This is a genomic window from Pseudoduganella sp. UC29_71 (assembly GCF_042693265.1).
GTDB lineage: Bacteria > Pseudomonadota > Gammaproteobacteria > Burkholderiales > Burkholderiaceae_D > Rugamonas.
Genome location: NZ_CP170549.1, coordinates 2,441,099 through 2,464,451 on the forward strand (window position 1 = coordinate 2,441,099; position 23,353 = coordinate 2,464,451).

Consider the following 23,353-nt stretch of genomic DNA (forward strand, 5'->3'; position numbering starts at 1 on the left):
TGAGCGCCCGCTGGGCGACGAAGCCAACGCCGGAGCCGACGCAGCCCCTGCAGCAAGCGCCTTCCTCTTCGCCTACTTCACCAAGAACGGCGAAGACGGCCTGCATCTCGCAGCCAGCGCGGACGGCTACCGCTGGGAGAAGCTGGGCGGCGGCCGCAGCTACCTGACGCCCAAGGTCGGCATCTCGAAGCTGATGCGCGACCCGTGCATCGTACGCGGCCCGGACGGCACCTACCATATGGTGTGGACTTCCGGCTGGAAGGAAAACAATATCGGTTACGCTTCCTCGAAGGACCTGGTGCACTGGTCCGAGCAGAAGGAACTGCCCGTGATGGCGCATGAAAAAGGCGTGCTGAACGCGTGGGCGCCGGAAATCGTGTACGACGAGCAGCGCGGCGAATTCCTGATCTTCTGGGCTTCCACGGTACCGGGAAAATTCACGGAAACGGCCGGCTCGTCGGAGGAGAAGTACAACCACCGGCTGTACTCCACCACCACCAGGGATTTCACCACCTTCACGCCGACCAAACTGTTCTACGATCCCGGCTTCAGCGTGATCGACGCCACGTTCGTGCGCGCCAACGGCAAGAACCACTTGCTGGTGAAGGACGAAACCGTGAATCCGCCGCGCAAATACCTGCAGGTGGCGGACGCTCCCACGCTGACTGGCCCGTTCGGCAAGCTCGGTGCGCCCATCACGCCGCAAGGCATGTGGGTGGAAGGCCCGACGGCCATCCAGGCCGGCCCCGACGTCATCGTCTACTACGACGCTTACCGCACCAAGCACTACGGCGCCATGCGCTCGCGCGACCTGGTGCACTGGGAAGACGTCACCGCCAAAATGGGCTTCCCCGACGAGGGCACGCCGGTGCGCATGCGCCATGGCACCGCCATCGCCGTACCCGCAGCGCTGGTCGAGCAGCTGCGCAAACAATAACCACACGACTCCGGAGACAAAATGAAACGACTGCTGATCGCCCTTGCCACCGCCGCCACGCTGAACCTGGGCTTTGCACTGCCTGCCGCCGCGCTGGACCCGGCCACCACCACCGCCAGCGACCAGAATTACCTGGCGCGCGTGCCCTACCAGACCTACTTCGCGGACTACCTGGCCCTGCGCAAGGGGCGCCAGTCCGACATTATTTTCATCGGCGATTCGATCACGGAGCAGTTCCGCTGGGGCGCGGGCGCCTCCGTGTGGAACCGCGTGTACGAAAACCGCGCATTCGATTTCGGCCTGGGCGCCGACAAGACCCAGCACGCGCTGTGGCGCCTGGAGAATTTCGACCTGTCCTTTTTGAAGCCGAAGGTGGCCGTCATCATGATCGGCACCAATAACGTCGGCAACGAGCCGGAGGACATTGCCGCCGGCATCAAGGCCGTTGTCGCCGCCACGCAGCAAAAGTTCGCGGGTGTGAAAGTGGTCGTGGTCAGCATCCTGCCGAACGCGCGCGCGGACCAGCGCATGGCCGCCGTCAACAAGCTGATCGCGCCGATCGCCGACCAGAAATCCATCTGGTACCTGAATCTGGCGGCGCGCTTCACCCCCGAAGGCGACAACTGGAAAGGCCTCAGCGGCGACAAGCTGCACCTGACCACTGCCGGCTATACCGCCTGGTCCGAAGAACTGGAAGCCCTGCTGGCCACGGTACAGAAATAGCATGGCGATGGAACTTACCGTAGGGCGGGTTAGCCGCAGGCGTAACCCGCCGGGGCCGCCGTGGGCGCAAGCATTGGCGGGTTACGCTGCGCTAACCCGCCCTACGGTCATCGCGGCGTGCGTGGCATTTGCGTTCGCGCCGCCCGCACATGCGCAGCCGGCCGAGCAGCCTACCGTCACCATCAAAAAAGCGCCGCCCGCCAAGCCGCCCGAACCGCCCGCCACACCGGGCAACGCGGACAACGCCGACGTGGCCAGCGTAGTGGTCTCGGCCGAACGCCCCACCAACCGCATCGACCGCCAGGTCTACGACGTGAAGTCCGACGTTGGAGCGAGCAATGGCTCGGCGGCGGATGCCCTGAACAGCGTGCCTTCGGTGGCGGTCGATCCCGACGGCTCGGTCACGCTGCGCGGCAGCTCCAACGTGCAGATCCTCATCGACGGCAAGCCATCCGCCATGCTGCAGGGCGATAACCGTGGAGCCTCGCTGAACGCCATCCCCGCCGATGACATCGAATCGGTGGAAGTCATCAACAATCCCGGCGCGCAGTTCGGCAACGAGGCTGGCGGCGGCCCTATCATCAACCTGGTCATGCGCCGCACGCGCCGGCCCGGCGGCTTCGGCTTCCTCAACGCCAACGGCGGCACGGCCGGACGCTACAACTCGTCCCTCTCCGGCACCTACAATTCCGGCGTTTTCGGCATCCAGGGCGGCCTGAACGTGCGCCACGACGGCCGCGCCAGCACCGGCGAAACGGTGCGGGACCGCATCGATCCCGTCACCGGCGCCATGGTGCACAGCAGCCAGATCGCCAGCTCCTCCGGCCTGAACGACAACGTGGGCGCGAACGCCACGGTCAACTACAACGCCGGCGCCAAGGACACGCTGGCCGCCAGCTTTTCCTACCAGGGCCGCGACAATGCCCAGCATTCGCGGGACCGCTACCTGCGCTACGCGGGCGGCGCGTCCGCCCCGGTGGACAGCGACTACGCCCGCACGACGCAGCGCAGCGGTGACGCCCGCAACTATGGCTGGGGCGCGCGCTGGGAGCACAAAGGCAGCATCGACGGCGAATCCATGAAAGTGGACCTGCGCGTCACCTCGGCCGACAACACCTTCAACAGCGCCTACCAGAACCTGTACGCCGTGGCGCCGCCTGGCGCGCTCGATCAGAGGAGCTTCCAGGACAACACCACCGCCAACCGCATCGTCGACTTCACCGGCGACTACGAGCTGCCCATCGACCGCGCCATGCTCAAGCTGGGCTACAAGGTGGCGGACAACCGCAGCGATGTCGATACGCTCTACACCAGCGTCGATCCGGTGTCGCAGCTGCCCTACGTGAACACCCAGCGCAGCAACCGCTTCCACCTGGATGAAAAAAACCTGGCCGTGTACGGCTCCTACCAGGTCCGCCTGAACGAGAAATGGGGTGTGCTGGGCGGCATGCGGATAGAGCATACGGACCTGGATGTGGAGCAGCTCACCAGCCAGGTGAGCGCGTCCAACAGCTACACCAGCTATATTCCGAGCGCCTACGCCACCTATAAATGGTCGGACGACACCAATCTGCGCTTCAGCTATGCGCACCGGCTGAGGCGGCCCAATGCCAGCGAGCTGAATCCCTTCGTGATCTACCGCGACGAGTTGAACGTATCGGCAGGTAACCCGCATCTGAGTCCGACCAAGACGGATTCCTTCGAAATCGGCTACGAAACCCGCGTCGCGGGCCTGGAGACCAATCTGCGCGCCTACCACCGCAGGGACCGCGACTCCATCCTGATCCGCCGCTACTTCATCAGCGACACGGTACTGCTGACCACCCCGGCCAACGGCGGCCGCAATCACGCGAGCGGACTGGAATTCACGGTGCACGGCAAGCTCATGCCCGGCCTGACGATGAATGCCAGTGGCAACCTGGGACACACGGAGCAGCTGCAGGAAGACCTGTACGGTTTTGTCAGCACGCGCACCACGTCGTCGCTGAGCGGGCGCCTGCGGTTCAACTACCAGGCCACGGCGGACGACCAGTTGCAGGCCGCCGTGCAGACGCAGGGCCGTTCGCTGTTTGGCCAGGGCGTGCGGCAGCCCAACACCACCGCCAATTTCAGTATGCGCCACGCGATCACGCCGAAGCTGGCCATGGTGCTGAATGTGACCGATCTGTTTGATTCGAACAGGATCGAGACCATCACGGACACGGCCACGCTCAAGGAAACCAGCATACGGCGCTCGGATGGGCGCATCGTTTACCTGGGCTTGCAGTACCGCCTGGGCGGCTTCACTCCCGGCCCAGGGGCGCGCCAAGGTGGCGGGCAAGGACAAGGCCAGGGGCAGCGCGGCGGAGGGCCACGCTAAGGATTACCTGGAAGCCGCCTTCGCTGCTGCGGCTGCCCCCGCTTTCTCTGCCTCGCTGGACCACACTTTCATGGTTTGCACGGCCAGCAGCTTGCAGCCGGCCGGCGTGTTCACGTAAGTGCGCATGAACTGGTAGCGGTTGCTGCGCCAGGTCTTGCCGTCCGCGTTCCAGGCATCCACCGTGCTCTGGCCGCGCAGCACGACGGTGTCGCCCAACACCTGCGCCTGTACGCCGCTGGTGGTGCGCGCCTTCGGTATGCTGGCGGGCTTTTTCGCCCGCGCCACCACGGCCGCCTTGTCGTCGATGGACGAGACCAGGTTGTGGACCCAGACGAAATCGTCTGCCAGATGGTTTTCCAGGAAGGCCGCATCGCCAACGCGCGTGGCTTCCTCATATTGGGAATCGCGCGCTATCAGGTCGGCGACCGGGAGGCAGGAAGCGCCTTGTGCGGCGAGCGGCAAGGCGGCGGACAGGAGCAAAAACAGACTGGGTTTCATGCTTCTATTCTAGCCGGTAGACCTTGAAATCGGTGACTTCCTGACGGGAGTGCGTTGTACGGAAGCCGAAATGGCCAGCGCGCAGCGGTTCGGGATCGCGGTAGGTGAAGTACGGCTCGCCATCCACCAGGATGCGGGTGCAGCCGTGATAGACCGCGATGTCGATCTGGTATTCGCGGTTGGGCAGCAGCAGGTGTTCGCTGTCGGCCAGGTCGCCGAGCAGCACGCGCTGGCCTTTGCCGTCGTATTTCCGGAATCGGGTGGTGGTGTTGCTGTTGCCGCCCATGCCCATATAGTACAAGCTCAAGGCGTCGTACTGTGCGAAGGTTCCGTCGCGGGTGAACAGGTTGGCGTTGCGCGGGTCGCTGGCCATCCAGAACTGGTTCAGGTCGGACAGGCGGTCGTTCGGGCCGCCACGCATCAGCATCGTGCGGCGGTAGCTGATCTGGACGTCGCCGGAGAGCATGGGCTTGAACCAGACCGTGGCATCGCCCGCCACGTCGACGGTGAGTTTGCCCTGGGCTGCCGCCACGCCGGAGCCGGGGCTGGACTTGTACTCGGCGACCCACTGGGCCAGGCCCTTGTCGAAGCCATCCGCATGCAGCAGCGCGCCGGGCTTACCCCAGCCGGTGCACTCCTGCGCCTGCGCAGCTCCCGCCACGAGCGCACCCACGACGGCCAGCATGGCAGCGGCGCGGATGGCGATCATCGCTGCACCTTGCCTGGGCGGGTAGCCGCTTGCCCGCCGGGCGCTGCTGCAGCGGCTTGCGCGGCGGGTGCTGCGGCGGACTCGGCATGGGCGGTCGCGGGCGGAACGGCTTTACCCTGCGCTGACAGGTATGCCGCTGCCGGGTTGCGCGGCAAGCCGTTCAGCGCCGCGATCACGCTGCGGGCGTTGAACTGCGCGCCGGCGTCGTTGGTATGGGTGCGCGCGTCGGCGAACAGGCCTGCCACGGCGGCGGCGCCGATCTGGCGGTAGCCATCGCTGACGACCATGGTCAAATCCGCAAACTGCGCACCGCCGGCCGCAGCCACTTCCGCATCCCACTGCGCGAAAGTGGCGAAATCGCGGCCCTGTTCCCACGCATCCTTGTGCGGCACCGGGGACAGCAACACCACGGACGCGCCCTTGGCCTTCGCGTCCGCCACGTATTTGGACATATACCAGCCAAAGGTGTGCACCTCTTCCTTGCTGCCGTCTGCCTTGGTGTCTTCAACAGTCTCCGGGCCGATGCCCTTGCCCGACGCCCTGCCCTTCATGGCGGGATCGCCGATGCGGCCGCCGTCGTTGTGGCCGAACTGGATCAGCACCACATCGCCCGCCTTCATCTGCGCCACCACCTTGTCCCAGCGCCCCTCGGTCAGGAAGGTTCGGCTGCTGCGGCCGCCGATGGCATGGTTGACCACATTGACCTTGGCGGTATCGAAGTAAGGCGCAATGCGCTCGCCCCATCCGAACATGCCGTTATTGCCGCCGCTGCGCACGGTCGAATCGCCAACAATGAACACGTTGGGCAGGGCCGGATCGCGCGGCACGTCGCCGCGCACCTTGGCGCCGTCCACCACGGGACGGTCATCCTCGGCCGGCGTAATGTCGGCAGCCTTCGCGCTGAACGCAGACTGCACCACCGGCAGGCGTAGCGCCTTCAGCCCGGAAACCACCAGGCGGGCGTTGAGTTCCGCACCGGCCCAGTTGGTGTGCACGCGCTCGTCCGGCGTCACCAGCGGGAACAGCTTCATCACCGCGTCGCGGCCCAGCTCATCGTACTTTCGGGCCGCCATCTCGTTCAAATCGATAAACGCCACGCGCTCCTGCCGCGCCACCTCGGCCGCCCAGCCGGCATAATCGCCCTTGCCGCGTCCGACCTTGCCTTCCGCGTCCCACATCTTGCGCGGAATCGGCGAACAGATGACCGGCGTTGCGCCCTTCGCGCGGATTTCGGCGACGTAGCGGCGCAGATACCAGCCGTAGCTGTGCACCGTCTCGTTCTTCCCGGTCAGCTGGTTGTCGATCACCTGGGTTTCCTCGCCCACGCCCCGGATGGTGCCGCGCGCACGGCTGGTGTCGTTGATGGCGCTCGAATCGTTATGCCCGAACTGCATCACCACCACGTCGCCCGCCTTGATGAAGGGCAGCGTGCGTTCCCAGTGGCCGCCGCTGATGTAGGTGCGGCTGCTCAAGCCGCCGATGGCGCGGTTCACCACATTGATCTTGCCCGCGTCGAAGTAGGCGGCAATCGGATTGCCCCAACCCCACTGGCCTTCCTCGCCTTTGCCCTGGCCGTCGTCGCGGCCGTTGCGCACCGTGGAGTCGCCGATCAGCAGCAGCGTCGGCAAGGCCGGGTTGGCCGGTTCCGGCAGTTGCGGCCTCGCCTGCGCGGGGTCTGTGTTGACGGCCGCCGGCAAGGCGGTCTGCGCGCTTGCCGATATTGCGGTGCAGCAGGCCAGGATGGATACGGCGCGGCCCAGCGCCTTCAGGATCGTCTTCATGCCGCCAATTTTATGCGATGACATTCCCTCTCTGCGCATGGCTTGCAAAGAATCAGGAAGATGAGCAAACAGCGGCCAGAAATGCGCACACAATCGGAATCCCGCAACCTGAAATCAGTTACCAATGAAAACCAGACTCCTCATGCCAGCCGTCGCCGCGATGCTGATGGCATGCGCCTTCAGCGGCACGGCCCACGCGCAGATCGGCAAGCGCTTCCCGTCCGAGCGCAAGGTGGTGAAAGACCCCGTAACCGGCACCATGCTCACCTTCCTGACCAGCAAACCGCATGGGGATTCGAAAATCTATCCCACGCATCCGCAATGGACCTCGGACGGCCAGTGGGTGGTGTTCCGTTCGCGCCTGGCGGGCGGCGAGGCGCTGGCCGTGAACGAGAAGACCGGCGACATCGTCCAGGTGAGCGAAGGCGGCTACACCGGCATGCTGAACCTGGCGCGCAAGGCCATGAAGCTGTACTTCATGCGCCAGGGCAGCGAGAAAGGCCGCCTGCAGATCGTGGAAGTGGACCTGGCGCGCCTGTTTGCGGACAGCGCCGCCGGCGCCATGAAGCCGGCAAGCGAATACCAGCGCGTGGCGGGCACGACTCCGCTGGGCATGGAAGCCGGCGGCGATATGGCGCTGGACGCGGACGAAGAATGGGTCTACTTCCGGGTCGGCAAAGAGGAAGCGGCCAAGCACCTGGCGCCCGGCGTGAAGCCCGAACAGCCATTCGGCCCGCGCGGCATGGGGGCGGGGCCGAACGGCATCGCGCGCATGAACCTGAAGAGCGGCGAAATCAAACATGTGGTGTCGGTGCCGTTCCAGATCGGCCATATCCAGGCCAACCTGTTCAATCCAGGCGAGATCGTGTTCTGCTGGGAGACCGGCGGCAAGTCGCCGCAGCGCACCTGGACCGTGAAGTCCGACGGCAGCGGCCTGCGTCCGCTGTACCCGGAAGCGCCGTATGAATGGGTGACGCACGAAGCGGTGATCTCGAAGGACGAAGTGGCCATGGCCATCATGGGCCACCGCAAGATCGCCGAGGGCGCGGGCGGCGTGGCGGCGCCGGGCACCGACGTGGGCGGCGCCAACCCCGGCCAGGATGCGGCCTGGGGACCGAGCGGCACGCGCGAGAAGCCGAGCGGCCTGGCCATCGTCAACCTGCGCACGCGCGAAATGACCATTGCAGGCCAGACGCCGTCCGGCAGCGGCCTGTGGCACGTGCACGGCTCGTCCGACGGCCGCTGGGCGGTGGGCGATGACTTCAGCCGCAGCGTCTACCTGATCGACCGCAAAACGCGCGAGATGATCATGCTGACGACCGGCCACAAGGACACCGCCGCCGATCATCCGCACCCGACCTTCAATGCGGACGGGACCAAGATCGAAATCCAGTCCGCCATGCTCTCCGAGGACAACCGCTCGATGAACATTGTCATCGTGCCGGTGCCGGAAGAGTGGCTGAAGCGGAAGTAAGTTGCTCAGTTGGGCCGCTTAGTCGAGCTGCGTCAGCGTGACGCGGCGCAGCTCGTACGGCGCCCCTTCCAGCTGGAAGCCGATGCGGCCCGAGGCTGGCGTGGCCCTGGTCACCTTGTTTTGCGCCACGCCGTTGATGGTCACTTCCACCGTGCCGTCGCGGCTCACGATGTCCGCGCTGTTCCATTCCCCGGCCGGCAGTTCGCTGTCCGCAGCGGTGTGGGCCTTGATGACGGGCGCGGCACCCGGCGCGCTGGTGGGCGGTTCGGCGAAGCTGTAGCTGGACATCGGCAGCAGGTCGCCGACGCTGCCCTTCTTCGTTTGCACCTGCAGGCTCACCGGCCATACGCGGTCCATGGCGCCGGGGCTGATATGCAGCAGCACGCCGCCGTTGCCCGGCTTGCCGCTCCAGCGCCACTCGACGTGCAAGCGGTAGTTGCGGTAGCTGGCGGTGGTGGCCAGAAAGCCCGACGGCTGGCCGGTGGACGCGATCACGCCGTCCGGCAGCAAGGTGAACACGCTTTCCAGCGGCGCGGCAGGCGTGGTTTGCAATTCCCAGCCGGTGAAGTCCTTGCCGTTGAACAGGTCCACGGCGCCGGCATGGCCGGCAACCAGCATGGCCGCTGCGCACAGCGTCCGAAACTTCGTTTTACGCTTCGTTTCCAGATTACTCATCTCTGATATTCTCTCCACCATGAAAAAACTCATACTCGCCACAATGATCAGCTGCATGGCCGCACTGGCCAGCGCCAATCCCATTATTCCGCTGTGGCCGGAAGGCGTTCCCGGCGCGCGCGCCAATATCGGCGCCGAGCAAAACAAGGACGGCCGCATTGCCAACGTCAGCGAACCGACGCTTACCCTGGTCGGACCTGCGGTGGACCGGCCGAACGGCACTGCCGTCATCATATGCCCTGGGGGCGGTTATGTGCGCCTGTCCGCCGACCGGGAAGGCGCGCAATATGCAAACTGGCTTTCGGGCCTGGGCGTGACCACCTTTGTCCTCAAATACCGCATGCAGGAATTCGGCCACCCGGCGCCGCTGCAGGACGTGCTGCGCGCCGTGCGCCTGGTGCGTTCGCGCGCCAAGGAGTTCGGAATCGACCCGGCGCGCATCGGCGTCATGGGCAGCTCGGCGGGCGGGCACCTGGCGGCCAGCGCGGGCACACTGTTCGACTTGCCTGCCGGCCGCACGGGCGCTGCGCTCGATGCAACCAGCGGGCGGCCGGACTTTTTGATGCTGATGTATCCGGTCATTACCATGGAGCCCCCGGCGGCGCATATGGGGTCCCGCAACGCGCTGCTGGGCAAAGCGCCTTCGGCGGAGCTGGTGGCGCAGATGTCGCTGGAGAAGCAGGTTACGGCCAGCACGCCGCCGACGCTGTTGATTCATACGCAGGAGGACCAGTCGGTGCCGGTTGAGAACAGCATCCTGTTCTACCAGGCGCTCACGAAAGCGCACGTGCCGGCGGAGATGTATCTGTTCGAGCATGGCAGCCATGGCATGGGTATGAAGGATGGTTTGGGCACCGCGTCGGACTGGCCGCGCCGTGCGGAGGAGTGGCTGCGGGCGCGCGGGCTGTTGTCGCGGCGGTAGGCGGCTCCTGGCGGGTTACGCTGCGCTAACCCGCCCTACGGTTAAAGCCGCGCCACGTAGGGCGGGTTAGGCGGAACGCCGTAACCCGCCGGCTCCGTCACGCGAAGTGGAACATCTGCTGCAAGGGCCACTCGCGCGGCCGGTTGCCGGGTTCGACTTCCATCAGGTCGGCCATGTAGTCCCACCAACGCTGCATCACTTCCTGCTTGGGCAGCTCGGCGATCTTGTGGTCCGGCCAAAGCTTCAGCACGGCGAACAGGTGCAGCGTTTCCTCGTCGAGGAAAATCGAATAGTCGTAGATGCCGGCGTCGCCCAGCGCGCGGCCCAGGTCGGGCCACAGCTCATCGTGGCGGCGGCGGTATTCCTCCACCGTGCCGGGTTTCAGCTTCATGCGGAAAGCGCGCGTCGTCATTTTTTGGCCGCCAATTTCTTCAGTTCGGCCGCAGCCAGCAGGAAGCCGCCTACGCCATAGTTATAGGAAGACGCGGGGCGGTAGAACGCCGGTTCCGCGCCGGTCTGCTGGATGCCGCCCAGGCGGCCGTCCGCGTAGACATTCTTCAGGATGCCGGCCCAGGCGCGCTCGATCACCGGGCGGTAGGTCTTTTCATCCAGGTAGCCATTGTTCACGCCGTACGCCATGCCGTACACGAACAGCGCCGAGCCGGAAATCTCCGGCAGCGGATAGGTGGCCGGGTCCAGCAAGCCCGCGTGCCACAGGCCGTCCGGCCCCTGGATCTTCGCCACGGCGGCCGACATCTCTTTCAGTTGCTGGATATAGAACGGCCGCTTCGGATCATCCGCCGGAATGTAGTCTATGCTGCGCGCCAGGCCGCCCAGCACCCAGCCTTCGCCGCGCGACCAAAAGATCTTCTTGCCGTTGGGTTCGGTCTTGCCGATGTAGCTGGCGTCGCGCGCGTACAGGTGTTCCTGTTTGTCGTACAGCGCGTCGTACGTCTTCTGCCACTGCTCGTGCACGTAGTCCAGGTATTTGCGCTCGCCGGTGGCCTTGTACATCTTCAGCCATACGGGCGGCGCCATGAACAGCGCGTCGCACCACCACCAGGGCAGGCGGTCGTCGCCGGGCTTGAGGGTTTTGAGCGGCAGCAGGATGTCCAGCTGGGTGCGGGTCGCGGCAAGCTTTTCCGGCGTGGGGTCCAGCGCGTAGAGCTCCAGGTAGGTTTGGGCCACGCTGATGTCATCCGCGTTCGGATACGGCGTGCGCAGCTCCCAGTTGAAGCCTTTCGCCATGGTCAGCATGGCGTCGCGGTATTTCGCGTCGCCGGTGGCCTCGGACGCGGCCATGAAGCCGGTGAACAGCACGGCCGAAGTCCAGATCTTGTCCAGGTGGCGCATGGTGCGCTCCAGCTGCCAGTCCGCCACCTTGCGCAGCGCCTTGTCGATGGCGGCCGGCTGCAGCGCCGGCGACAGGCCGGTGGCGAGCGGGCCGCCGTCGGCCGGTGCGTCGCCGAATTTGCGGCTGGTGTCCTTGTCGACGATGGCTTGCTGGGCAGGCGTGGGGAGCGGATAGTTCTGCTGTGCCGGCGCGGCGCCGAAGGCCAGTGCCAGGGAGATGAAAAGTGCAGTCTTCTTAGCCATTAAGTCTTGTCCTGTTCTTCAAAGCTCTTTTTCGATGGGTCTTCCTTCGGCGCGGCCGGGCGCACGATGGTGGTGCCGGCGGGCAGGCCGCGCACGGCGCTCGCGTCTTCCATTTCCACCGGCGCGGTCAGCGCCAGCTTCACGTCGCTGAACTGCCAATCCTTCACGTCGTGGATAAAGCCGCCCTGCTTCGCCTCGATATCGATGTTCTTCAGGCTGAAGCGCTCCAGCGGCACTTCCTTGTAGCCGCTCACCTCAAACGCGGTGGTAGCGCCGGTGGCCTTGATATTCCAGATACTCACGTCGTGGAACCGGGCGCGGCCCTTCTCCTTCGGCACCGGCGTGGCCAGCACTTTCCAGTAAGGCGGGTAATCCTTGATCTCCGGCGGGATGGTGGCGTAGCTGTAGCTGGGGTTCCAGTTCATGGTGATGCGCATGACCACGGGGATGCCGGTCATCTTGAAGTCGTGCAGGCGCAGGTTTTCGCCGAAACCGCCGCGCGTGTGGGCGGACTTGAACAGGATGCCGACCGGGACATTGCCCACCACGGTGATGTTGTACGCTTCGATATTGCGGAAGCCGCCCGCCGTTTCGCTGCCGAAGGTGACGCCGGCGGCGCCGTCGCGCACGATGGAGTCGCGGATCACCACGTCTTCGGTGGTGCGGGCCACGCGCTGACCGTCCGAATCGCGGCCGGCTTTCAGGCACAGGGCGTCGTCGTTGACGGCGATGTCGGCGTTCTGCACCAGGATGCGCCTGGAGGAGTCGATGTCGATGCCGTCGGTCGAGGGGCCGCGCCCGCCTTCGTTGTTGCGGATGACCACGCCGTCCACGGTCACGTCGGTGGAGTAGCAGATGTGCAGCGTCCAGAAACCGGAGCGGCGCAGCAGCAGGCCGCCGCCCACCTTGACGTTGGATGAGTTGAACACCTGGACCAGGCGCGGACGCTGCGCGTCGTAGTCCGAAGCCCAGCGCAGGCCGCGCGGTTCGTACTCCTTGCGCAGGGTCCAATAGCTGTCCCAGAAGATCTTGCCGTCGCCGTCGATGGTGCCTTCGCCTTCAATGGCGGCGTTCTTCTGTTCGTACACGTTCACCAGCGCAGCGGGCCAGCGCATCTCGATGCCCGCGATGCGGGTCGGCATTACGGGATAGTCCTTGATGTTCTGCGAACCGAGGATGGTGGCGCCCTTCCCCACATTGAGCGTGACGCCGCTCTTGACAAAGATCGAGCCGCTCAGGTAGGTCCCGGCCGGGAAGACGACGCGGCCGCCGTCCTTGGCGGCTGCGTCGATGGCGGCCTGGATGGCCTTGGTGTTCATGGTGGTGCCGTCGCCCTTGGCGCCGTATTTGTCCACGCTGTAGTCCTTGGCGCCGGCCATCGGCGCGGCGAGCGCCATGACCGTTGCCAGCACGGCCGCCAGTGCGGCTTGTATCCATCTTGCTTGCATGGTGTTCCTCATTTGATTTGCTCGGACAGCAGGCGCACCGGGCCGAGCATGCCGGAGGGCTTGGGCTCGATCAGGTGGGTGTCCTGCGGGACGAAGCGCTGGCCGTAGCGGGCGGACAGCAGGCGGTAGTCGGGGCGCTCCTGTCCAGCCAGGCCGTTCAGCGCGAGATTGGCGACCTGGACTTCAATGCGGTTGCTGCCTGCTTTCAGCCATGGGGTGACGTCGAGCTGGTATGGCGGCTTCCACACGGAGCCGGCGCGCTGGCCATTGATGTAGACGACGGCCGCTTCGCGCACGGGGCTTTCCAGCATGGCCCGCATGCCTGCCGGGACCTTGGGCGTGCTGTCCAGCGGCTTGCCGGGGCCGAAGTCCAGCATGACGCGCGAGCCGGCTTGCGGTGCGGCGGGCAGGTTCACGTCCTTCGTGTAGACGCCGAGACCGGAATAGAAGCGCGTGGCAGGGGCGTCGGTCCAGGAGCGCAGTTCCGGCATGGCCTGCGGCTGCGCGCCGGCAAAGGCGAGCTGCCAGTCGCGGCTGAGGTCCGCCAGTACAGAAGGTGCGCCCGCAGCGGAGCCGGCCGAAGCCGAAGCGGCCACGCCGCCGGCGGCGGGCATGGCCGCCTGCGGCGAGTCCGACAGCACGAGCACGCGCGATTCGTATGGGGCGAGCGTCAACGAGAAATCGGGTTTCACGCTGGCTGGCGTGGCTTTGCCGTCCTGCGGGTTCCACCAGGCGGCGGAACGGCGCGTGGCGCCCAGCGTGGCGGTGGTGCGCACTTCGCGGTTGCTGGTGTTGGCAATGAAGTAGATGTCGCCATCGGCCAGCTTGCGGCGGATGAAGCCGACGTCGGACTGGTTGGACGCCAGGCGCAGGTCGCCCGGCAGCGCCTTTTTCAGTGCCGCGCCGACTGCCGCGTCGTCGGCCACAACCTGCACGTGCGCGCCGGAGGCGAACAAGGCTTTGGAGGCGGCGGCCACCTGGCCGCTGATGCGTGCCGCGTCCGCATAGCCCGGCGCCAGCGACGGCGCGCCGCCGACGGCGATGATTTTGCCGCCGCCGCGCACATAGGCCTGCAGCTTGGCCAGCACTTCGGGCGCCAGGCGCTTCACGTGCGGCATGACCAGCACCGGATGCTTGACGCCCAGCGCGAGGATGGATTCGGCATCCACGTAATCGAGATTGTGGCCGGCGTCGAGTATCTGCTCGGTGAGCTGCGGCGTGACGTGCTTGTGCATTTCAGCCGACAGCGACACTTTGCCCGGCGTGAGCGCCGCGTACACGTCGTCGTTGGGCAGCAGCACGGCCACCTGGTTGGCAGACTGGCCCTGGCGCAGCAGATAGCTGGTGCGCTGCAGGTAGGCGTTCACGTCCGGCATGACGTTCCACCATGGCTGGTGGTCGTTGAACACGGCGGCCGCGTAGAAGGAGTAGCCCGGCTCCTGCGCACCCGGCGGCGTGTACGGCCAGCCATGGCCGACGAACTGGTTCACGCCTTGCAGCAGCATGCGGTCCGCCTCCACCTTCATGTCCAGCGGTGTGGCGCTGAAGGCGGGCGAATTGAGCCAGGTCCAGGTCTCGGCGGAGACCACGGGACGGTTGTACAAGTGCCCGGCCGACGTGGCCAGGCGCGTGAACGAGAAGCTGCGGAACTGCGGTCCCTCGCCTTCCGGCAGCGCCACCAGGCGGTTGCTGGACATCGACACGGCGGGCTCGCCGTAGGTCTGCGAACGGAACTGCGTGCGGTGCGCGGTGGCCCAGTCGTTCAGCGGCGTCAGGTAGCGCTCGTTGACCAGCTCCGTTTGGGTCAGGCCCCAGTCGCGGCGCAGCGCGGCGGCGTCCGGTCCCTGGCCGCTGTAGACGGCGGGCAGGAGCGGCTTCAGGTCGTAGCCGCGGCGGCGCTGGAACTCGGCCAGGAAGTCGTCGGTCCAGTCGGTGCCGTAGACTTCCAGGCTGTCGGAGAACACGGCGTACGGCGGCTTGTCCCCGAAAGCCTTCAGCAGCGGTTCGGCGACAGTGTTCAGGTGGTGATCGATGGCGGTGCGGCTCAGGTGGTCCAGCACAAAGCCTTCGGCGCCCAGCGCGGCGCGCTTGACCTGCTGCCCGGTGCGGGTGGCGATGTAGTAGACGGCCACGCGCGCTTGCGCGGACGGCGCGGCTGCGGCGCGGCCGGTGCCGGCGGGCTTGGCGCCTGCGCCGTCGATGAGGCGCAGCCTGGTCGCGTCGTATTGCTTCTCGCTGCCCTCGCCGATGAAGGCGGCGACCAGCTTCTCGCCGCTCATCACGGACGGCAGCGGCCAGGATTCCGCGTTCGGAGGAATGGCGACGGCCGCCACCCGCATGCGGCTTGCCGCTTCAGTGACCGGCACGTTCGGGCCGCCGTAGGGCCAGCCGCTGGCCAGCGTCATGTCCACGCGCAGCTTCTGCTCGTGGGCTTTGGTGTTGACGAAGCTGACGGCGTCGAGGAATTCGGGGGAAAGATAGGGGACGTTGCGGATGCCGCGCGCGGGGTCATCCAGTTCCATGGGGTAGACCGGCTGGATTTCGAAGCCGCCGAAACCGCCGGCCTTCATGGCCTGCATTTCGCGTTCCAGCTGGGATTTGACCACGTTGGGGCCGAACCACCACCAGCGCACCATGGCCTTGGCGTCGTCCGGCGGGACGGCCAGGCGGGCCGCCACGTCCGCCAGGCGGTCGGAGCGCACCGGTGCCGGCGGCACGAACGCTGTGGCCGCGGCTGCGGCGCCAGCCGCACCTGCACCGGCCGAGGCAAGCGCCCCGCCGGCGGCCATGGCAGCGACGGCGGCAGCCACCGCAGCGGCGAGCCATGTTGAGGGAATGTTACGCGTAGCCGCCGTCCTGCGCATGGTGCGCTTGCTCATCGATAGGCTCCGGCGGACGTTTAAACGATGCCGCTGCTGCTGGCGCCTGCCTTTGCCGGACGCGCTACTGCCGCCTTTTCGCGGTAGCCGGATGCGCGGTAGCATGCCACCGGATCGATGGCGCCGCCCGAACGCACGCGCGCCATGGCCAGGATGGCGCTGACGTCGGTGCGGTAAGCCTGCTTCAGCGCCTGCGCCGACTGCAGCGCATCGTTCGCTTCCTGGTACTGCTTGAGGGCCGCGCGGTCCACCAGCGCTGCCTGTACGGCGGCGCGCTGCACTTCGGCTGCGCTGTTCATCAGGCTTTCAATCGGATCGGTCACATTGTGCGACTGGTCCAGCATGTAGGCCGGGTTGAAGCCGGCGCCGTCGCGCTGTTCCGCGTCGGCCAGCTCGTTGAAGACCAGGAACAGCTGGAACGGATTGATGCTGCCCGAATCCAGGTCGTCGTCGCCGTATTTGCTGTCGTTGAAGTGGAAACCGCCCAGCTTGCCGAACTGCGCCAGGCGCGCCACGATCATCTCGATGTTGGTGTTCGGCGCGTGGTGGCCCAGGTCCACCAGGCACTTGGCCTTCGGACCCAGTTGCTGCGCGCAGGCGAAGCTGGTGCCCCAGTCGGCGATGGTGGTGGCGTAGAACGCCGGCTCGAACAGCTTGTGCTCGATGTACATCAGCCAGTCTTCCGGCAGCGCGGCGTAGATGCCGCGCGCGCTGTCCAGGTAGCGTTCCAGCGCGCCGCGCAGGTTGTGCTGGCCTGGGAAATTGGCGCCGTCGCCCACCCACACGGTCAGGCCTTTCGAGCCGAGCGCCTTGCCCAGTTCGATGCATTCGATATTGTGCGCAACCGCTTGCGCGCGGGTGGCCGCGTCCTGCGACGTCAGGCTGCCGTATTTGTAGCTGTGTTCCTGGCCCTGCTGGTCCTGGAAGGTGTTCGAGTTCACGGCGTCGAAGCCCAGGCCGTAGCCTTCGGCCTGCTCGCGCAGCGCGGCCGGATCGGTGGTCTTATCCCACGGGAAGTGCAGCGACACGCTGGGCGTGGCGCGCGTGAGCTGGTGGATCACGCCACAGTCTTCCATTTTCTCAAACACGTTGCGCGGCTCGCCCTTGCCCGGGAAGCGCGCGAAACGGGTGCCGCCGGTGCCAACGCCCCAGCTTGGGAGCGCCACCGCGAAGCGCTGCGCGACGGCAGTCAGCTTTTCGATGTCCTGGCCGCGGCGGGCCAGCACGCCGGCCAGTGCGTCGTAGTCGGCCTGCAGGTTTGCTTCCAGTTTTGCGTTGTGTTCGGCCACGCGGCCGGCGTCGATCAAAGTGCTCATCCCAGTCTCCATCTGTTCTTTTGAAGGCGGGCATGCCATGCATGCCCGCCGGTTTTGCTTAGCGCGCGATTAGCGCACGATTAACGCGCAATCAACGAGTAAAGGCTGCGGCGTTGCCGGCATCCACGTTCAGGATGTTGCCGGTGCTCTTGCCTGCCTTGTCGCTGGCCAGGAAGTACACCGCCTCGGCGATATCTTCCGGCAGCACGCTCAGTTTCAGCATGCTGCGCTGGCGGTAGAAGTCTTCCACGTCGTCGGTGCCGATTTTATTCGACTGGGCGCGTTCCTGCTTCCATTTTCCGTCCCAGATGCGGGAACCGCGGATCACAGCGTCCGGGTTGACCACGTTGACGCGGATGCCGTGCGGCGCGCCTTCCAGCGCAATGCAGCGCGCCAGGTGGATTTCGGCCGCCTTGGCGGTGCAGTAAGCCGACGCACCGGCCGATGCCACCAGGCCGTTCTTGGACGCCACGAATACCATGCTGCCGCCCAGCTTCTGCTGCTTCATGATGCGGAAGGCGGCGCGGCTGGCCAGGAAGTAGCCGGTAACCAGGATATCCTGGTTGCGGTTCCAGATTTCCAGCGTGGTTTCGTCCAGCGGCGCCGACGAGGCGATGCCCGCGTTCGAGATCAGCAGGTCGATGCCGCCGAAGCGCAGCGACGCGGCGTTGATCACGTCTTCCACCGCCTGTTCGCTGGTGATGTTGGCAACGATGCTGCCCACGCTGTCCTTGCCGGCTGCCTTGGCCAGGTCCTTGTGCGCCTGTTCCAGTGCCTCGGCGTCGATATCGGTCAGCATGACGCATGCGCCTTCCTGCAGGAGCTGGCGGGCTACCGCCTGGCCGATGCCGCCGGCGCCGCCGGTGACCAGCGCAATGCGGCCGGCCAAGCTTTTCGGCTTGGGCATGCGCTGCAGCTTCGCTTCTTCCAGCAGCCAGTATTCGATGTCGAACGCTTCCTGTTCCGGCAGGCCGACGTAGGTGTCCACCCCGTTCGCGCCGCGCATCACGTTGATGGCGTTGACGTAGAACTCGCCGGCGATGCGCGCGGTCGCCTTGTCCTTGGCGAAGGACAGCATGCCCACGCCTGGAATCAGGTAGATGATCGGATTCGCGTCGCGCACTGCCGGGCTGTTGTCATGCTTGCAGCGCTCATGGTAGGCGCGGTAGTCGGCGCGGTAGGCTTCCAGCTGCGCGTCCAGGCCCGCCACCAGGCCGTCGAAGTCCGGCTTGGCCGGGTCGAAGTCGATCACGAACGGACGGATCTTGGTGCGCAGGAAGTGGTCCGGGCAGGACGTACCCAGCGCGGCCAGCGGCGCCAGGTCCTTGCTGCAGACGAATTCCAGCACCGCGTCGCTGTCGTCGAAGTGGCCCAGCTTGTACTCGTCCTGGCTGATCTTGCCGCGCAGGACAGGCATCAGCTTGGCGGCCAGCGCGGAGCGTTCCTCGGCGGCCAGCGGCGTGGTGCCGGCGCCGCCGAACACCGGCTGCTTCACGTTGGCGGCCAGCCACTCTTCGGCGCGCTTGATGATGTTCAGCGTGGTCTCGTAGCAGTCCTTGGCGGTGTCGCCCCAGGTGAACAGGCCGTGGCCTTCCAGGATGATGCCTTTCAGCTGCGGCTGCGATTTCGACAGCGCTTCCAGTTTCAGGCCCAGGTCGTAGCCCGGACGCTGCCAAGGCAGCCAGCCCAGTTCACCTTCGAATACCTTGGCGGTGATCTCTTTGCTGTTCTTGCATGCGGCGATGGCGATGCAGGAATCGGGGTGCATGTGGTCGACGTGCTTGCGGTCGATGTAGGCGTGCAGCGGGGTGTCGATACTGGCGGCGCGCGGGTTCAGGTTGAAGGTGCAGTGCGGCAGGTAGGCCACCATCTCGTCCTCGAACGCCAGGCCGCGGTAGCGCTGCTTCAGGGCCTGCAGCTTGTCCATGTACAGGGTCGAGAAACCGTCGATCTTGATGCTGCCCAGATCGCCGCCGGAGCCTTTCACCCACAGCACTTCCACTTGTTCGCCGCTCAGCGGGTCGGCCATCATGACCTTGGCGGAGGTATTGCCGCCGCCGAAATTGGTAATGCGCAGGTCCGAACCCAACAGGTTGGAACGGTACAGCAGCAGTTCCGGCTCGCTCATGGCGGCGGCTGCGCTGTCATTCCAAAGGGAAGCGATCGGTTCTTTCTGCTTCGGGTCTTTCATTTGCTGATCTCCGTTGTGGGGTATGTGTACTTTTTTGCCTTCGGGGCAACTGCAATCAGTAGAAATCAGCGGGGTATGGAGTGTCAATGCGGAAGCAATCAACATGATGACTAAGAGCGAAATAATCATATCGTTGATTGAAACGCGCAGTTAATGCTGCAATGCGGCGGAAATAATCAAGTAGTTGAGCGAAGCATGATTGACTGGCCTGACCAAAATGATTAGTCTCTCCCTTAATAAAGTGATCACCTGGCACCGCCGGCGGAGAAATCCGGCGGAAGAACTTGAGTAGACACAAAATAAGAGGAGACAGAAATGGTAAATCACAAGCGTCGTAAACGTTTGTTGAAGCTGCTCGCCGAACATAATACGGCTAGCGTGCCTCAACTGGTCGAGTGGCTCAACGCCTCGCCTGCTACGGTCCGCAGGGACATCAGCTGGCTGGCCGGCCGTAATCTGCTCACCCGCACCCGGGGTGGCGCAACCAATCTGCAACAGAAAAAGCGCGGTTTCCCGCTCACCAGCGAAACCTTCCAGAACAATATCCAGTGCTACGCCGAACGCAAGCGCGCCATTGCGCGTTACGCGGCCGGCATGTGCACCGAGGGCGAAACGATCATCATCAACGGTGGCACCACCACCTTCATGATGGCCGAATTCCTGGTGGACCAGCACCTCAAGATCCTGACCAACTCCTTCCTCATGGCCGAGCGCCTGCTGGTATCGAGCGAAAACGAGATCATCCTCCCCGGCGGCAAGGTCTATCGCGAGCAGAACGTGATCCTGAGCCCCTTCGACAACGACATCACCCAGCACCACTACGCGGCCAAGATGTTCATGAGCGTGTACGGCCTGTCGCTGCTTGGCTTGATGGAAGCCGATCCGCTGCTGATCCAGGCTGAGAAGCGTTTGATCAGTCAGGCCGAAGAATTGATCGTTTTGGCCGACAGCTCCAAGTTCCAGAAAAAGGCCGGCCTGATCCTGTGCGGCCTGAACCGCGTGGCCACCGTGATCACCGATACCCACGCCTCCGATTCGGCCGTGCAGCTGATGGAGCAGTCCGGCATCCGCGTGGTGACGGTGGAGCCGGAAGCCATGCCGCCGCAGATCAACACCCCTAACTACAACCCGGCGTTCGACTACCAGACCGCGTCCATGTACCAATCGGAGACCTCGCATTGAAGCTCAAGAAACTCGCAATCGCGGCGCTGGCCGCCAGCCTGCTCGTCGCCTTCACCGGCTGTGAAAAGAAGCCCGAGAAGGTGCGCATCGCCATGGTGGTGAAAAGCCTGGGCAACGGCTTCTTCGACGCGGCCCACGCCGGCGCCAAGGAGGCCGCCGCGCAGTTGAAGGACGTGGAGATCATCTACACCGGCCCCACCACGCCGAGCGCCGAAGGGCAGATTGAAATCATCAACTCGCTGATCAGCCAGAAAGTCAGCGCCATCGTGATTTCGGCCAACGACCCGGACGCGCTGGTGCCGATCGCGAAGAAGGCCATGGGCCGCGGCATCAAGGTGATTTCCTTCGACAGCGGCCTGGCGCAGGAAGGCCGCATGATGCAGCTGAACCCTTCCAACGCCACGCTGATCGGCCAGAAGCAGATCCAGATGGCGTCGGACGCCATCGGCGGCGCGGGCGAAATCGCCATCCTGTCCGCTTCGGCGCAGGCCACCAACCAGAATATCTGGATCAATGTGATGAAGGGCGAGCTGGCCAAGCCGGAATTCTCCAAGCTGAAACTGGTGGCCACCGTGTACGGCGACGACCAGTCGGACAAGAGCTACCGCGAAGCCATCGGCCTGCTGCGCAGCAATCCGAACCTGAAAGCCATCATCTCGCCCACCACCGTCGGCATCAACGCGGCCAGCAAGGCCGTCGTGGACGAGCACCTGGTGGGCAAGGTATTCGTAACGGGCCTGGGCCTGCCATCCGAAATGGCCGGCCACGTGAAGACCGGCGCGGTGCGCGAATTCGCGATCTGGAACCCGATCGACCTGGGCTACGCGGCGACGTACGCGGCGTACGACTTCGTCAAGGGCGCGCCGAACGCGAAGGCCGGCGGCTCCGTTTCGGCGGGCCGCATGGGCACCATCGCGATCGATGCGAACGGCGAAGCGGCCATGGGCGCACCGTTCACCTACAACAAGGAGAACGTCGACAAGTTCTCCAAAATCTTCTGATGCGGACGTAGCATGCAACTCAATCTGTTAGCTAGCGGCGAGGTGCCGCTGCAAACCGGCGGGCCTGGCGCAGCTGCTGTGCCGGCTTCGGTGTCGGCTTCGGCCCCGGCCGGCGCGCCGGCCCAGGCGGCGGCTGCGGGCGCCCTGCCCGCGCCGGTGCTGGCCTTGTCCGGCATCAGCAAGCGCTTTGCCGGGATCGTGGCTCTGAACAAGGTAGCGCTATCCGTGCGCCCGGGCGAAGTGATGGCGCTGATCGGCGAGAACGGCGCGGGCAAGTCCACGCTGGTCAAGACGCTGACCGGCATCTACCGCCCCGACGAAGGCACCATGGAACTGTGCGGCAAGCCGGTCACGTTCGCCAGCGCGCAGGAAGCCATGCGCGCCGGGATCACCGCCGTGCACCAGGAAACCGTGATGTTCGACGAGCTGACCGTGGCCGAGAACATCTACGTCGGCCGCCAGCCCTGCAAGGGCGCGCTGGGCCGCATCGACTGGCGCCTGATCGAAGCGGAAGCGGAAAAACTGTTTGAACGCCTGGAAGTATCGCTGCCGGTGCGCGCCAAGGTGAAGGACCTGAGCGTGGCGCAGCGCCACTTCGTGGAAATCGCCCGCGCCCTGTCGCAGGACGCGCGCGTGGTCATCATGGACGAGCCGACCGCATCGCTGTCGCAGCGCGAAATCCAGGAGCTGTACCGCATCATCGCCCAGCTGCGCGCCGCGGGCACCGCCGTCATCTTCATCTCGCACAAGTTCGACGAGATCTTCGCCGTGGCGGACCGCTACACGGTGCTGCGCGACGGCCAGTTCATCGCCGAAGGCGCGCTGTGCGACATCACCGAGCCGGAGCTGGTGGCGCTGATGGTGGGCCGCGCCGTGCACCAGGCCTACCCCAAGGCGGACGTGACGCCGGGCCAGGTGCTGCTGGAAGTGGACGGTTTCTGCCATCCCACCGAATTCGAGAACGTGAGCTTCAAGCTGCGCCAGGGCGAAATCCTGGGCTTCTACGGCCTGGTCGGCGCCGGCCGCTCGGAAGTGATGCAGGCGCTGTTCGGCCTGAGCAGCAACGTGCGCGGCGCGGTACGGCTGGGCGGCAGGCAGGTGCGCATCACCTGCCCCGCCGACGCCATCGCCAACGGCATTGCCTATGTGCCGGAAGACCGCCAGCACCAGGGCGCGCACCTGTCGCTGCCCATTTTGCAGAACATTACCCTGCCCATCCTGGACAAGGTGGGCTTCCTGCTGCGCAGCCGCCGCGCGCAGGAGAACAGCATCGCGCGCCATTTCAGCGAGCAGCTGGAGCTGAAAGCCAGCCACCTGACGCAGCTGGTATCCGAGCTTTCCGGCGGCAACCAGCAGAAGGTGGTGCTGGGCAAATGGCTGGCGACCAATCCGCGCGTGATCATCCTGGACGAGCCGACCAAGGGCATCGACATCGGCTCCAAGGCCGCCGTGCACAAATTCGTCAGCGAGCTGGTAGGCAAAGGCCTGTCGGTGATCCTGGTGTCGTCCGAACTGCCGGAAGTACTGGGGCTGGCGGACCGCGTGGTGGTCATGCACCAGGGGCACATTACCAATGTATTCGAGCGGGCCGAGGCCACGCCTGAGAAAGTGGTGGCGGCGGCATCGGGCTGCGCGCTGCCGGTAGAGGAATGCGCATGAACG

The 23,353-nt window shown here is 65.4% G+C and carries 17 protein-coding genes and 1 pseudogene; 8 read left to right on the forward strand and 10 right to left on the reverse strand.

The features are described 5' to 3' along the window. Nucleotides 1-55: 55 nt before the first annotated feature. From ACFJI2_RS10705 to ACFJI2_RS10715, 3 genes and pseudogenes are all read left to right on the forward strand, one after another. Nucleotides 56-937: pseudogene (locus ACFJI2_RS10705) on the forward strand (glycoside hydrolase family 43 protein); the annotation flags it as partial. A 21-nt stretch (nt 938-958) separates the two neighbouring features. Then, complete coding sequence (locus tag ACFJI2_RS10710) at nt 959-1,660, forward strand: GDSL-type esterase/lipase family protein (protein ID WP_377704976.1); 702 nt, start codon at nt 959-961, stop codon at nt 1,658-1,660. A gap of 121 nt (nt 1,661-1,781) precedes the next feature. Further along, a complete protein-coding gene (locus tag ACFJI2_RS10715; protein WP_377704977.1) occupies nt 1,782-4,019 on the forward strand; it encodes a TonB-dependent receptor domain-containing protein in 2,238 nt (745 codons plus the stop codon). Between the two features lie 3 nt (nt 4,020-4,022). On the opposite strand, the gene ACFJI2_RS10720 is transcribed toward ACFJI2_RS10715, so the two are convergent. From ACFJI2_RS10720 to ACFJI2_RS10730, 3 genes are read right to left on the reverse strand one after another with little or no spacing between them, the layout of a single operon-like run. Continuing rightward, a complete protein-coding gene (locus ACFJI2_RS10720) occupies nt 4,023-4,517 on the reverse strand; it encodes a nuclear transport factor 2 family protein (RefSeq protein WP_377704978.1) in 495 nt (164 codons plus the stop codon). A gap of 4 nt (nt 4,518-4,521) precedes the next feature. Beyond that, nucleotides 4,522-5,226, reverse strand: a complete 705-nt coding sequence (locus ACFJI2_RS10725) for a DUF6250 domain-containing protein (RefSeq protein WP_377704979.1) — start codon at nt 5,224-5,226, stop codon at nt 4,522-4,524. Further along, a complete protein-coding gene (locus tag ACFJI2_RS10730; RefSeq protein ID WP_377704980.1) occupies nt 5,223-7,007 on the reverse strand; it encodes a rhamnogalacturonan acetylesterase in 1,785 nt (594 codons plus the stop codon). Before ACFJI2_RS10730 ends, ACFJI2_RS10725 begins: the two co-directional genes overlap by 4 nt. Before the next feature lie 124 nt (nt 7,008-7,131). Between ACFJI2_RS10730 and ACFJI2_RS10735 the strand changes: the two genes are divergently transcribed. Beyond that, nucleotides 7,132-8,481: a hypothetical protein gene (locus ACFJI2_RS10735; RefSeq protein WP_377704981.1), complete on the forward strand. Its 1,350-nt coding sequence runs from the start codon at nt 7,132-7,134 to the stop codon at nt 8,479-8,481. A gap of 18 nt (nt 8,482-8,499) precedes the next feature. Here the strand turns inward: ACFJI2_RS10735 and ACFJI2_RS10740 are convergent, their stop codons facing one another. Then, nucleotides 8,500-9,099 carry a DUF1080 domain-containing protein gene (locus ACFJI2_RS10740; RefSeq protein ID WP_377704982.1) on the reverse strand — a complete coding sequence of 200 codons (600 nt, stop codon included), beginning with the start codon at nt 9,097-9,099 and terminating at the stop codon, nt 8,500-8,502. Between ACFJI2_RS10740 and ACFJI2_RS10745 the strand changes: the two genes are divergently transcribed. Next, nucleotides 9,098-10,078, forward strand: coding sequence for an alpha/beta hydrolase (locus tag ACFJI2_RS10745; RefSeq protein WP_377704983.1), 981 nt, complete (start codon nt 9,098-9,100; stop codon nt 10,076-10,078). The genes ACFJI2_RS10740 and ACFJI2_RS10745 overlap by 2 nt on opposite strands. A gap of 97 nt (nt 10,079-10,175) precedes the next feature. On the opposite strand, the gene ACFJI2_RS10750 is transcribed toward ACFJI2_RS10745, so the two are convergent. The 6 genes from ACFJI2_RS10750 to ACFJI2_RS10775 form a co-directional block, all read right to left on the reverse strand. Beyond that, entirely contained in the window at nt 10,176-10,490 is a 315-nt protein-coding gene (locus tag ACFJI2_RS10750; RefSeq protein ID WP_377704984.1) for an L-rhamnose mutarotase, read from the reverse strand. Continuing rightward, nucleotides 10,487-11,674: a glycoside hydrolase family 105 protein gene (locus tag ACFJI2_RS10755; protein WP_377704985.1), complete on the reverse strand. Its 1,188-nt coding sequence runs from the start codon at nt 11,672-11,674 to the stop codon at nt 10,487-10,489. Before ACFJI2_RS10755 ends, ACFJI2_RS10750 begins: the two co-directional genes overlap by 4 nt. Next, nucleotides 11,674-13,134, reverse strand: a complete 1,461-nt coding sequence (locus ACFJI2_RS10760) for a glycoside hydrolase family 28 protein (RefSeq protein WP_377704986.1) — start codon at nt 13,132-13,134, stop codon at nt 11,674-11,676. The genes ACFJI2_RS10755 and ACFJI2_RS10760 overlap by 1 nt, the downstream gene beginning before the upstream one ends. Next, complete coding sequence (locus ACFJI2_RS10765) at nt 13,131-16,001, reverse strand: glycosyl hydrolase (RefSeq protein WP_377704987.1); 2,871 nt, start codon at nt 15,999-16,001, stop codon at nt 13,131-13,133. Before ACFJI2_RS10765 ends, ACFJI2_RS10760 begins: the two co-directional genes overlap by 4 nt. A gap of 20 nt (nt 16,002-16,021) precedes the next feature. Continuing rightward, a complete protein-coding gene (gene rhaI / locus ACFJI2_RS10770) occupies nt 16,022-17,317 on the reverse strand; it encodes an L-rhamnose catabolism isomerase (RefSeq protein ID WP_107868986.1) in 1,296 nt (431 codons plus the stop codon). A 91-nt stretch (nt 17,318-17,408) separates the two neighbouring features. Further along, nucleotides 17,409-19,508, reverse strand: a complete 2,100-nt coding sequence (locus ACFJI2_RS10775; protein WP_132132551.1) for a bifunctional rhamnulose-1-phosphate aldolase/short-chain dehydrogenase — start codon at nt 19,506-19,508, stop codon at nt 17,409-17,411. A gap of 378 nt (nt 19,509-19,886) precedes the next feature. Between ACFJI2_RS10775 and ACFJI2_RS10780 the strand changes: the two genes are divergently transcribed. From ACFJI2_RS10780 to ACFJI2_RS10790, 3 genes are read left to right on the forward strand one after another with little or no spacing between them, the layout of a single operon-like run. Further along, complete coding sequence (locus tag ACFJI2_RS10780) at nt 19,887-20,690, forward strand: DeoR/GlpR family DNA-binding transcription regulator (protein ID WP_377704988.1); 804 nt, start codon at nt 19,887-19,889, stop codon at nt 20,688-20,690. After that, a complete protein-coding gene (gene rhaS, locus ACFJI2_RS10785; protein WP_377704989.1) occupies nt 20,687-21,691 on the forward strand; it encodes a rhamnose ABC transporter substrate-binding protein in 1,005 nt (334 codons plus the stop codon). The genes ACFJI2_RS10780 and rhaS overlap by 4 nt, the downstream gene beginning before the upstream one ends. A gap of 12 nt (nt 21,692-21,703) precedes the next feature. Beyond that, nucleotides 21,704-23,350: a sugar ABC transporter ATP-binding protein gene (locus ACFJI2_RS10790; RefSeq protein ID WP_377704990.1), complete on the forward strand. Its 1,647-nt coding sequence runs from the start codon at nt 21,704-21,706 to the stop codon at nt 23,348-23,350. The last annotated feature ends 3 nt before the right edge of the window (nt 23,351-23,353 follow it).